This is a genomic window from Streptomyces sp. NBC_00287 (assembly GCF_036173105.1).
Classification (GTDB): domain Bacteria; phylum Actinomycetota; class Actinomycetes; order Streptomycetales; family Streptomycetaceae; genus Streptomyces.
The window spans coordinates 5,650,246-5,662,181 of the sequence record NZ_CP108053.1 but is presented as its reverse complement, the minus strand read 5'-3'; the positions used below and the strand labels follow the sequence as shown (position 1 = coordinate 5,662,181).

At 67.4% G+C, this 11,936-nt stretch carries 8 protein-coding genes; all 8 read right to left on the bottom strand.

Features of this window, described 5'->3' with window-relative positions; genetic code table 11:
* Window positions 1-13: 13 nt before the first annotated feature.
* Window positions 14-322, bottom strand: a complete 309-nt coding sequence (gene rpsJ, locus OHT76_RS25890) for a 30S ribosomal protein S10 (RefSeq protein WP_003948644.1) — start codon at window positions 320-322, stop codon at window positions 14-16.
* A gap of 430 nt (window positions 323-752) precedes the next feature.
* Window positions 753-1,337 (bottom strand): hypothetical protein, encoded by a 585-nt coding sequence (locus OHT76_RS25885; protein WP_328873251.1) that lies wholly within the window; start codon window positions 1,335-1,337, stop codon window positions 753-755.
* Window positions 1,334-5,890, bottom strand: coding sequence for a DUF6531 domain-containing protein (locus tag OHT76_RS25880; protein ID WP_328873250.1), 4,557 nt, complete (start codon window positions 5,888-5,890; stop codon window positions 1,334-1,336). Before OHT76_RS25880 ends, OHT76_RS25885 begins: the two co-directional genes overlap by 4 nt.
* Window positions 5,891-5,973: 83 nt before the next feature.
* Window positions 5,974-7,116 (bottom strand): acyltransferase family protein, encoded by a 1,143-nt coding sequence (locus OHT76_RS25875; protein ID WP_443049835.1) that lies wholly within the window; start codon window positions 7,114-7,116, stop codon window positions 5,974-5,976.
* 228 nt (window positions 7,117-7,344) lie between these two features.
* Complete coding sequence (tuf, locus tag OHT76_RS25870) at window positions 7,345-8,538, bottom strand: elongation factor Tu (protein WP_217237702.1); 1,194 nt, start codon at window positions 8,536-8,538, stop codon at window positions 7,345-7,347.
* Window positions 8,539-8,694: 156 nt separating this feature from the next.
* On the bottom strand, window positions 8,695-10,821 hold the full coding sequence (gene fusA, locus OHT76_RS25865) for an elongation factor G (protein ID WP_328873249.1): 2,127 nt from the start codon (window positions 10,819-10,821) through the stop codon (window positions 8,695-8,697).
* A 39-nt stretch (window positions 10,822-10,860) separates the two neighbouring features.
* Complete coding sequence (gene rpsG, locus OHT76_RS25860) at window positions 10,861-11,331, bottom strand: 30S ribosomal protein S7 (protein WP_003992340.1); 471 nt, start codon at window positions 11,329-11,331, stop codon at window positions 10,861-10,863.
* Window positions 11,332-11,333: 2 nt separating this feature from the next.
* Window positions 11,334-11,705: a 30S ribosomal protein S12 gene (rpsL, locus tag OHT76_RS25855; RefSeq protein ID WP_003948652.1), complete on the bottom strand. Its 372-nt coding sequence runs from the start codon at window positions 11,703-11,705 to the stop codon at window positions 11,334-11,336.
* Window positions 11,706-11,936: the final 231 nt, after the last annotated feature.

The following is an 11,936-nucleotide window of genomic DNA, read 5'->3' as shown; positions in this document are numbered from 1 at the left end:
AGATCACCGACCCTCAGAGCTTGATCTCGATGTCGACACCGGCCGGGAGGTCGAGTCGCATCAGAGAGTCAACGGTCTTGGGCGTCGGGTCGAGAATGTCGATCAGGCGCTTGTGCGTACGCATCTCGAAGTGCTCGCGCGAGTCCTTGTACTTGTGCGGCGACTTGATGACGCAGTACACGTTCTTCTCAGTGGGCAGCGGCACCGGGCCCGCGACCGACGCACCAGTACGCGTCACCGTCTCGACGATCTTCTTCGCCGAGCTGTCGATGACCTCGTGGTCGTAGGCCTTGAGCCGGATGCGGATCTTCTGTCCCGCCATGGCTACTCAGTAGTCCTGTCTCTAGTAACGCTCCGGAACCCGGTGTTCCGAACACTTCCACCTCCGACCCACGCGGTCGGGCGTGTCGCACTCTCGCCGACACAGATGTCCCATCTCTGGAACTTCCCTGCTGGGAAAGCACGGCCCTTCCGGAACCGCAAGCCGGGGGTGAAGACCCACCGGGTGCCTGGCCGGTGCCGCACTGACACTTCCCGAAAGATTCCCGTACGTCCGCCCCAGTGCTGCCCGAAGGCAGTTAGGGCGACGAGTACTGTGGGACTCGCTTCCGGTCCTCCCGGCGGGAGGCGTGCAGCATCAACACTCGACCGAGCAACTCCGACAGTCTGCCATATGGGGCAGGGCCCTGGCCAATCGAGCCGGAGACAATACCCCGGGAGTGACGCAGGTCAAACCCGGGGCTCGCGCGACGTCAGAAGCCCCAGGGGTTGGGATGGGGGCTGAGCGCGGGATCCTCGGACCAGATCAGGCGGGCCTCGAGGGCCTCGCCGAGGATCTCCCTGAGCCGCTCGACGGCCCAGCCGTTCCAGTAGACGGCGCCAGGGAACTGCGGCACGCGGAAGGCGGGCAGCTCGGCGGGCAGGACGTCCGGACGGAAGACGGTTTTCTTGATCTCCCCGGTCGTCCGCTTCGGCTTGGAGGAGTGAACGGTGTCCACACAGTCGACGACCGCTTCGACGGCGTAGAAGAAATACGCGTTCCCCTCGCCCCCCTCCATCTCCACCGGCACCAAACGACCCGCCTTCAGCAGGTCGTCCCGCATTTCTTCGGCGACCCGTCGGCTCAGCACGGGCGCCTCCGGATACCCGGAGGGAAACTCCGACTCCGGCAGCCGCGGATTGCCGTCCCACTCGGCCGTCAGCGAGGTGGGCAGGTCCGTGACGGAGCCACTGATCTGCCAGCGGATGACTTTCCTGAGCGATGGGCCGAACAGGATGGTCCGGAGATCGGTGAGGCTCGGGAGCAGACGGTAGACGGACAACGGATTCAGGTTCATGGTGCCGTCCAGTAGGCGCTTGGCGACGGGGTTCCGGTGCTGAGCTCAGCTTCGATCTGCCGACCGATGGATCGCAACTCCCTGCGGAGTTCGGTGCGGATCGCCCGGTCACCGAAGCCTCGGGCGGTCCGGTCCTGGACGAGCGCGTCCAGGTGCTGGTTGACGCGCTGGAGGAACGGTTGTCGGTGCGTGAAGTTGTGCGGACTCGGGTGTCCCAGCGGGATGCCGTTGGCCGCGTCGTTGATGTCGACGTTGTACCGGTCCAGCAGCTGGCGGCTGCGGGCTCCCGGCACCCAGTGGCCGGCTGACCCGCCGGACGGCACGATGTGCGCCGCGGCCTGGCCCCGCCCCACCGGGCGCCCTTCCAGTCGCATGTTCCGGCGCAGCCGCCGGGCGTTCTGCCGGCAGCTGAGCAGGCCGAGGTAGTCGATCCAGTGCAGCGGGTTGAGCACGTACTGGCGCGCGTGGGGGCCCGCGGCCAGTCCGAGGGGGTCCGGGGAGGTGTAGGCCGCGGTCAGGGGGTCGTAGTAGCGGAACAGGTTGTAGTACAGGCCCGTCTCGGGGTCGTCGTACTGCCCCGGGAACCGCAACGGTGTCCGGGCGTCGGCGCCCGGGTCCCCGGCGGTCAGCCCCCACAGGGTGGCGTCCGCGCGCCAGGCAATCTCGCCCGACTCCGTGACCAGCTCGGTCGGGGCGCCGACCAGGTCCGTGACGATGGCGAAGAACCGCTCGTCGATCAACGTCTGCGGGGCATCCGCCAGAGCCGTGCGCTCGGTCTGGGCGACCGGGTGCACCCCGTCCCGCTCCCAGGTGAGCGTGGTCTCCTCCCCCGCCCCGGGGCGCCTTGTGGTCTGCTCGACCAGATCGGCGCCGTCCCAGGCGAAGCGGGTCTCCTCGACGAGGGTCTCGCCGTCGGCGGCCAGCCGCTGCTTGGCGATCCGGCGGCCCAAGGGGTCGTAGAGGTAGCGCCAGAGTGTGCCGTCGGGCGTGATGACCGAGGTCAGGCGGTCCTCGGCGTCCCAGGTGTAGCGCCAGACGTCCGGCTTGCGCGACAGCCGCGTCCTGCGCCGCTCGATCATCCGGCCCGCGGAGTCGTAGCCGTAGTGGACCGATCCCGCCCGGGTCACGCGCTGGCCGGTGTACGTGCGGTCCCCGCGGGCCTCCGGTGCGGGGTAGCCGTCCGGCCAGGCCGCGTGCGTCTGGTTGCCCGCCGGGTCGTGGGCGTACGACTCGGTGCGGCCGGGCGCGTGGACCGCGGTGACCCGGCCCATGGGGTCGAGATCGAAGGTGCGGCGGCCGGTGGCCGCGTCCTCCAGCCGGGCCAGGTGGCCGTCCGGCCGGTAGGCGTACACCTGGCGCTTGAGGATGTCCCGGGCGCCGGGGCCGGTGAGCGTCTGGCCGGTCAGGCGACCCGCACCGTCCCAGGTGTGGCTCAGGGCGGGGCCGGCCGCGCCGAGCCGGCGGGTGGTCTCGCGACCGAGCGGGTCGTAGGTGGAGGTGAGGGTCCGGCCGGCGGAGCTGAGGGTGGTGCGGTTGCCCGAGTCGTCGTACGTGTACGTGGTGACGGTCCCGGACGGCGTGACCCGGCGGGCGGGGCGGCCGATGGCGTCGTAGTCGGTGACGAGGGCCCGGGCGTCGATCGCCTCGGAGGTGACGCGGCCCGCGTGGTCGTAGGCGTAGGTGAGTGTGGCGTCGGGGCCCGCGGCGCGCAGCAGGCGTCCCGCGCGGTCGTGGGCGTAGGTGGTGGTCCGGCCGTCGACGGTCTTGACCGTCTGGTTGCCGACGGCGTCGTAGCCGAACGCCACGGTTCCGCCCAACGAGTTGGTACGGCTGACCAGTTGGCCCGCGGCGTCATACGCGTACCCGACGGTACGGCCGTCGAAGTCCGTCTCCGAGACGAGGTTGCCGACCGGGTCGTAGGCGTACTCCCAGGTGAGGCCCTGAGGGCCGGTGACGGTCGAGGGGCGCAGCTCGGTGTCGTAGGCGTAGGTGTGCCGCGCTCCGTCCGGCGTCGTCCGGGAGGCCAGGAGGTCGAAGCCGCCGTAGCTGAGCCGGGTCTCGCGGCCGAGCGGATCCGTGTGGCGGACGCAGTTGCCCTCGGGGTCGTACGCCCAGGTCTCCGTGGCGCCGTCCGGGGCGGTGCGCGAGGCGAGGAGGCCTTCCACGGTCCAGGACATGGCGGTCGTCGCGCCCAGGGGGTCGATGATGGCGAGGGCGCGGCCGTAGGCGTCGTAGGTGTACCGGGTGACGGCGGCGAGCGGATCGGTCGCCGATATCGGCTGGCCCGCGGCGTTGTTCTCCCAGCGGTGCACGGCCCCCGAGGGATCGGTCAGCGTGGTCAGGGCGCCCGTGCTGTCGTGGGCGAACCTGGTGACGCCGCCGTCCGGGCCCGTCAGGGCGACGCAGTTGCCGCGCTCGTCCCAGTCCTGGCGCCGCACGGAGCCGTCGTAGTCGACCAGCTCGACCAGGAGGGCGTCGTCGTTGTGGCGGGCCGTGGAGCGGGATCCGTCGGGCAGGGTCACCGCGCTCAGGTTGCCGCGGGCGTCCCATTCCAGGCGCATGGTGCGCCCCAGGGCGTCGGTGCGGCTGAGCAACTGGTCGCGCCTGTCCCATTCCTGGCGGACGGTGTGGCCCAGCGGGTCGGTCTCGGCCACCAGCTGGTAGGCGTCGTTGAACTGGAACGCAGTGGTGTTGCCGAGCGAGTCGACGGCGAGGGTGCGGTGCGTCTCCTCGTCGTACTCGAAGCGGCAGTTGAGGCGGCCGTCCGCGCCGCGACCGCCGACACAGCGGTCGGCGTCGTCGTAGTCGAAGCGGTACCAGTAGCCGTTGCGGTCCTCCCAGCGGCTCAGGCGGTGCCGGTCGTCGTAGGAGAACAGCAGCGGGCGCCCGGAGGAGTTGCGGATCTGCGCCAGTCGGCCCTGCTCGTCGTAGCCGTAGCGGATCAGGGTGGGGCGCTCGGGGTGGCTGTCCAGGGTCAGGGCCGTGATACGGCCGTGCTCGCACTCCACACCGACGCGGTAGCCGCCGTGGTGGACGACGGCGGAGGGGGTGCCGTCGGCCCGATGCTCGACGGTGATCGTGTTGCCGTGGCGGTCACTGATCGCGGCCAGCGGCAGTTCGGCAGCGGAACGGCCGGGCAGGCGGCGGAAGCGGAGGGTCCGGGCGGTGTCGGCTCGGTGGACAGTGATCTCGCCGTCGGGACTGCCGTCCCAGCTCATCGGCCATGCCGGGCCTTCGACCGGCAGCACCGGGGCGTCCGCCTCCGGGACCGGATAGTGCAGGACCATGCCGTCGTCCACCACCAGCCGCGCGCCGGTGGCGTCGAGGAGGAGCCGCTGGTCGAGGGTGCAGGTCCAGGTACGGCCGAGCAGGCGGCCGCTGCGGACGCCGGTGCGGTGGTGCCGTTCGAGGACGAGCGGGAGCATGCCGTCCAGCGAGACATCGGTGGCCGACATGACCAGTTCGCCCGTGGCCATGTCGACCGGGTCGCCCCGGGTGATGAGCTTCTTCATCTGCCGGCCGAGACCCCGAGCTCCCTTGCCCAGGCCCTTGACGCCGAGGGCCATGCCCTTGAGACCGGTCTTGCCGAAGGCCTTGAGGCCCTTGGCGAGTCCGCCGAGGGTGGTCAGGCCCTTCATGCCGGGTATGCAGTCCAGCGCGGCGAGGCCGACATCCCATAGGGATGCCCGGCCCTGGGAGTATTTGTAGAGCGTGTCCGCAAGCACCACGAGCGCGGCGACCAGCACAATCGCGGCCAGGATCGGCCCACCGATGATCATCGCGATCACGCCAACCACGGCCACGACGACCTTGCACACGGCGACGATGGTGTCCCAGTTGTCGACGAACCAGTCCCCGATGTCCTCCCACCACGACCGGTTCTGGATCCCCGCGTCGGAGGCTTCGTCGATCTTCGTCTTCGCAGTCCGGGCGGCCTCCTCGCGCATCTTGCGCGCGTCCTCGGCCATCTTCTTCGCCGCGTCCAACGCGCCCTGCGCATCGGCCACGTCCGACTTGGCCCGCCCCTGAGCCGCCTCCGCCTGCTGCACATCCCGGGTCGCGGCACGGACCTTCGCCTCGTCCGGCTTGTCGGTGGACTTGCTGCCGGTCGGGTCGTCCTTGTACTTGTCGGCTTCCTTACCAGCCCGCCCCACCCACGAATCGGCCGTGGAGAGACGGGACTTGGCCGACGACAGGTCCGACTGCGCCTCCCGGCCCCTGGCCAGCGCCCGGTCCGCCAACGCCTGCGCCCGCTCCAACTTCGGCCAGTAATCCGCCAGCGCATCGCCGCACAACTCGTACGACTTCTTCAGCTTCTTCAGATTCTTCGGAACATCGGCGAAGTCCTCCTTGAACACATCCGCCGACTTGCCCGCCCACTCCGCGAGAGCGCCCTCCCCCGCCATGCCCTTGACCAACCGCAACGCATCCGAGACATCGTCCGCGAAGTCATGCAGCTTCTTGGCGAGTTGCCGCACCTGCTGCGGATCCCCCGGCACCGGATCCTTGTCCAGGTCCAGGACATGCCAATCCGTGGGCCGATGCCCCGCCATACCGCAACCCCCGTCACGTGCACATCACCAACAACCGTATGCACACGTGAACATACCGGGAACGGTCGTTCGACGGCCAGGTGTTACCGCCCCGCCCGCAACCTCGCAAACGAAGAGTCCAACCCCCGCTTCAACACCCGCGCCACCGGCCGCTCCACCACTCGGTGCACCAGCCAGCTCAGCACCAGGAACCCGGCGATCAGCAGCCCCAGCAACAGACGCGCGTCCATCGTGCCGTGCAGGCGGCCGATGATCGCCGTACCGGCCATGTAGTGGGTCAGATACAGCGGATACGTCAGACATCCGGCCGTGACCAGCCACTTCCAGCGGATGCGGTCCGTCCAGCCCAGTGACACCGCCACCATGACCAGCATGAAGACCGTGAAGATCAGGACCGCGCCACGCCAGCTGGAGACGCCCTCGTACTCGACGCGCTCCCCCAGTTCCAGCTGGCCCATCAGCCAGGCCATCGCGAGGATGCCCCACAGGAGCAGGTCCTGGCCGAAGCGGTGCATGAGGTAGAGCGCGAGGCCCGCGATGAAGTACCAGGCGCCGTCGGGGTTGGCGAGCAGCACCAGCAGCGGGAAGTCGGAGACCGGCGCGAGCATCGCCGCCGCGCCCCAGACGCAGCAGAAGACGATCACCCTGCGGTAGGTCAGGCCCATGGCCACGACCACCAGGAAGAGCAGATAGAAGCGCAGCTCCGACCAGAGCGTCCAGTAGACCATGTCGACATTCGGTACGTCCGAACCCGCTTGCAGCATCGTCAGGTTGAGCAGGATCTCCCGCACGGGGAGCCGCTCCCAGACGCCCGGTACGGCTACCAGCGCGGCCGTTGTGAACAGGACCGCGAACCAGTACGCCGGGTACAGCCGGATCACGCGCGAGACGAAGAACTGGCGAGGCGTCCGGCCCCAGCACGACATACAGATCACAAAGCCGCTGATCACAAAGAAGATCTCGACGCCGATCCAGCCGTAGGCCGCGACATGGAAGACCGACGGCATGATCTCCGACACCGGCCGGCTCCAGACCGCGTTGCCGGGTTCGTTCACCCGCCGTGTGCCCGCGAAGTGGTGCAGCACCACCATCAGCGCCGCGACCAGGCGGATGCCGTCGACGACGTAGAGCCGCCGGGTACGGAGGGGCTGCAGCGGGCGTTCGGCCACCGCGAGCGGGACTTGCTTCGGCAGCGGCATCGACAGTCCGCCGCGCGCTTGGTGCATCAGAAAACCTGGCCGTCCTCGGGAAAAACTCTGGCCCGACACAGGAAAGACCATTACCGGCACGCACAGGGCGACCTTGCCGGAACCCTCGCAAATCCGTCGCACAAGGTTCGGCCAGGTTTCATTCAGGGACCGGACGCGACAGCAAAGGACGGCTGGAACGGCAAAGGGGCCCGTACGACCGAAGTCGTACGGGCCCCTTCAGAGACCTACCGGGTCAGTTCAAGATCACTTGTTGATCTTGGTGACCTGGCCGGCGCCCACGGTCCGGCCACCCTCACGGATGGCGAACTTCAGGCCCTCTTCCATGGCGACGGGCTGGATGAGCTCCACCTTCATCTCGGTGTTGTCACCCGGCATGACCATCTCGGTGCCCTCGGGGAGGGTCACCACGCCGGTCACGTCCGTCGTACGGAAGTAGAACTGCGGACGGTAGTTGTTGAAGAACGGCGTGTGGCGGCCACCCTCGTCCTTGGACAGGATGTAGGCCTGCGCCTCGAACTCGGTGTGCGGGGTGACCGAGCCCGGCTTGATGATGACCTGGCCGCGCTCGACGTCCTCGCGCTTGATGCCACGGAGGAGCAGACCGACGTTCTCACCGGCCTGGCCCTCGTCGAGCAGCTTGCGGAACATCTCGATACCGGTGACCGTGGTGGTGGTCTTGTCCTGCTTGATGCCGATGATGTCAACGGTCTCGTTGACCTTCAGGACACCACGCTCGATACGGCCGGTGACGACCGTACCGCGACCGGTGATCGTGAAGACGTCCTCGACGGGCATGAGGAACGGCTTGTCGACGTCACGCTCGGGGGTCGGGATCGCCTCGTCGACGGCGGCCATCAGGTCCAGGACCGACTGGCCCCACTCCTTGTCGCCCTCGAGCGCCTTGAGCGCCGAGACCTTGACGACCGGCAGGTCGTCGCCCGGGAACTCGTACTCGGAGAGGAGCTCACGGACCTCGAGCTCGACGAGCTCCAGGATCTCCTCGTCGTCCACCATGTCGGCCTTGTTCAGGGCGACGACAATGTACGGAACGCCGACCTGGCGGGCCAGGAGCACGTGCTCCTTGGTCTGCGGCATCGGGCCGTCGGTGGCGGCGACAACGAGAATGGCGCCGTCCATCTGCGCCGCACCCGTGATCATGTTCTTGATGTAGTCCGCGTGACCGGGGCAGTCGACGTGGGCGTAGTGACGCGTCTCCGTCTGGTACTCGACGTGCGCGATGGAGATGGTGATACCGCGCTGGCGCTCCTCAGGAGCCTTGTCGATCTGGTCGAAGGCCGAGGCCTCGTTCAGGTCCGGGTACGCGTCGTGCAGCACCTTGGTAATGGCGGCCGTGAGGGTCGTCTTACCGTGGTCGATGTGACCGATGGTGCCGATGTTGACGTGCGGCTTAGTCCGCTCGAACTTCGCCTTCGCCACTGGGGTCCTCCTGTGGAGTGGTTCTGAACGCCTTGCTTCATCGGCGCCAGGTGATCTTTGCTGGAAAGCCCGGGCCCGGGGGCACTCTCACCACGATTGCGGTGGAATGCCCCACGAGGCTCCGGAGTCAAGCCTAAAGCGTGTGAACGCGGTGCGTTACTCGCCCTTGGCCTTCGCGATGATCTCCTCGGCGACGTTCCGCGGAACCTCGGCGTAGGAGTCGAACTGCATGGAGTAGCTGGCGCGGCCGGACGTCTTGCTGCGCAGGTCGCCGACGTAACCGAACATCTCCGAGAGGGGCACGAGGCCCTTCACGACGCGGGCACCGGCCCGCTCCTCCATGGCCTGGATCTGGCCACGGCGGGAGTTGATGTCACCGATGACCTCACCCATGTAGTCCTCGGGCGTGGTGACCTCAACGGCCATCATCGGCTCAAGGAGCACAGGGCTGGCCTTGCGCGCGGCCTCCTTGAAGGCCTGCGAACCGGCGATCTTGAAGGCGAGCTCGGAGGAGTCGACCTCGTGGTAGCCACCGTCGATCAGGATGACGCGCACGCCGGTCATCTCGTAACCGGCGAGGATGCCGAACTGCATGGCCTCCTGCGCACCGGCGTCGACCGAAGGGATGTACTCCTTCGGGATACGACCACCGGTCACCTTGTTCACGAACTCGTACGAGGCGTCGCCGCCCTCGATCGGCTCGATCGCAATCTGCACCTTGGCGAACTGGCCGGTACCACCAGTCTGCTTCTTGTGCGTGTAGTCGACACGCTCGACGGCCTTGCGGATCGTCTCACGGTACGCGACCTGCGGCTTGCCGACGTTGGCCTCGACCTTGAACTCACGGCGCATACGGTCGACCAGCACCTCGAGGTGCAGCTCGCCCATACCACCGATGATGGTCTGGCCGGTCTCCTCGTCCGAGTGGACCTGGAACGACGGGTCCTCCTCGGCCAGGCGCTGGATCGCGACGCCGAGCTTCTCCTGGTCGCCCTTCGACTTGGGCTCGATGGCGACCTGGATGACCGGCGCCGGGAAGTCCATGGACTCCAGGATCACCGGGTTCTTGTCGTCGGACAGCGTCTCACCGGTCGTGGTCTGCTTCAGACCCATGACGGCGATGATGTCGCCGGCGCCCACCGACTCGATCTCCTCACGCTTGTTCGCGTGCATGCGGTAGATCTTGCCGATGCGCTCCTTCTTGCCCTTGACGGAGTTCAGCACCGAGGTGCCGGACTCCAGGCGGCCCGAGTAGACCCGGACGAAGGTGAGCTTGCCGAGGTGCGGGTCGCTCATGATCTTGAACGCCAGCGCCGACAGCGGCTCGTCGTCGGACGGCTTGCGCTTGACGACAAGCTCGGGGTCCTTGACGTCGTGGCCCTCGATGGCCTCGATGTCGACCGGGGAAGGCAGGTAGCGCACGACCGCGTCGAGCAGGGGCTGAACGCCCTTGTTCTTGAACGCGGTACCGCAGAACACCGGGGTGACCGTGGTGCCCGTGCCCTTGCCGGAGGCGATGGTGATACGACGGATCGCGGCGTACAGCTGCTCCACGGTGGGCTCCTGGCCCTCCAGGTACAGCTCCATGATCTCTTCGTCGTTCTCGGCCACGGACTCCAGCAGCTTGCCGCGGTACTCCTCGGCAGCCTCGGTGTGGGTGTCCGGGATGTCGACGACGTCGTACATCTCGCCCTTGGTGGCCTCGGCGGACCAGACAAAGGCCTTCATCGTCACCAGGTCGACGACGCCCTTGAAGTCGGCCTCGGCACCGATCGGGAGCTGCATGACGATCGGCTGCGCGCCCAGGCGGTCCGAGATCATGTCCACACAGCGGTGGAACTCGGCGCCCGTGCGGTCGAGCTTGTTGACGAAGCAGATACGCGGAACGCCGTAGCGGTCCGCCTGACGCCACACCGTCTCGGACTGGGGCTCAACACCGGCGACGCCGTCGAACACCGTCACCGCACCGTCGAGCACGCGCAGCGAACGCTCCACCTCGACGGTGAAGTCGACGTGGCCCGGCGTGTCGATGATGTTGATGGTGTGGTCGACGTCCTCCAGCGGCCAGTGACAGGTGGTGGCAGCAGAGGTGATCGTGATGCCACGCTCCTGCTCCTGCTCCATCCAGTCCATGGTGGCAGCGCCGTCGTGGACCTCACCGATCTTGTACGAAACGCCGGTGTAGAACAGGATCCGCTCGGTGGTGGTCGTCTTGCCCGCGTCGATGTGGGCCATGATGCCGATGTTGCGCACCTTGGCCAGGTCAAGCGAAGTGGTAGCCATAAGGCTTCAGTCTTCTCTCGGTCTCGATGTGGACTGCGACTACCAGCGGTAGTGCGCGAAGGCCTTGTTGGACTCGGCCATCTTGTGCGTGTCCTCGCGCTTCTTCACAGCGGCACCGAGGCCGTTGGACGCGTCGAGAAGCTCGTTGAGCAGACGCTCGGTCATGGTCTTCTCGCGACGGGCGCGGGAGTAACCGACCAGCCAGCGCAGCGCGAGCGTGTTGGCACGACCGGGCTTGACCTCGATCGGAACCTGGTACGTCGCACCACCGACACGGCGGGACTTGACCTCGAGGGTCGGCTTGATGTTCTCCAGCGCGCGCTTCAGCGTGATGATCGGGTCGTTGCCCGTCTTCTCACGCAGACCCTCCATGGCGCCGTAGACGATGCGCTCGGCGGTGGAACGCTTGCCGTTCAGGAGAACCTTGTTGATCAGGGAGGTCACCAGAGGAGAACCGTAGACCGGGTCGATGATGACCGGGCGCTTCGGGGCGGGGCCCTTACGAGGCATTCTTACTTCTCCTTCTTGGCGCCGTAGCGGCTGCGGGCCTGCTTGCGGTTCTTCACACCCTGGGTGTCAAGGGAACCGCGGATGATCTTGTAGCGAACACCCGGCAGGTCCTTCACACGGCCACCACGCACGAGCACGATGGAGTGCTCCTGCAGGTTGTGTCCCTCACCCGGAATGTAAGCGGTGACCTCGATCCCGCTGGTCAGACGCACACGCGCGACCTTACGCAGGGCCGAGTTCGGCTTCTTCGGGGTGGTCGTGAACACACGCGTGCAGACGCCGCGACGCTGAGGGGAACCCTCGAGTGCGGGCGTCTTGTTCTTCTCGACCTTGTCCTGCCGGCCCTTCCGGACCAGCTGCTGGATCGTAGGCACTACTTCTCCGGTTTCTGTGTGCCGAATGGTGAAGCTAACCTGGAACGTCGCCGACCCACGCGGTCGGGTGTGTCGAATCCGGCGGACTCCCGCCGCAAGGCGAAAAGAGCACAGATTACGGTGGCCGCTCACAGCTCGCTATGCGGTTTGAAGGCACGCACGAGAGCCAGGGCACACCCCAGGCACAAGGTCTGAGCGTACCTACCTCATTCGCTGCGGTCAAAACAAATG

Excerpts from the sequence above, each read along its gene's own strand:
- rpsJ (WP_003948644.1), bottom strand. The coding sequence starts at position 322 with ATGGCGGGACAGAAGATCCGCATCCGGCTCAAGGCCTACGACCACGAG.
- OHT76_RS25885 (WP_328873251.1), bottom strand. The coding sequence starts at position 1,337 with ATGAACCTGAATCCGTTGTCCGTCTACCGTCTGCTCCCGAGCCTCACC.
- OHT76_RS25880 (WP_328873250.1), bottom strand. The coding sequence starts at position 5,890 with ATGGCGGGGCATCGGCCCACGGATTGGCATGTCCTGGACCTGGACAAG.
- OHT76_RS25875 (WP_443049835.1), bottom strand. The coding sequence starts at position 7,116 with ATGCACCAAGCGCGCGGCGGACTGTCGATGCCGCTGCCGAAGCAAGTC.
- fusA (WP_328873249.1), bottom strand. The coding sequence starts at position 10,821 with ATGGCTACCACTTCGCTTGACCTGGCCAAGGTGCGCAACATCGGCATC.
- rpsG (WP_003992340.1), bottom strand. The coding sequence starts at position 11,331 with ATGCCTCGTAAGGGCCCCGCCCCGAAGCGCCCGGTCATCATCGACCCG.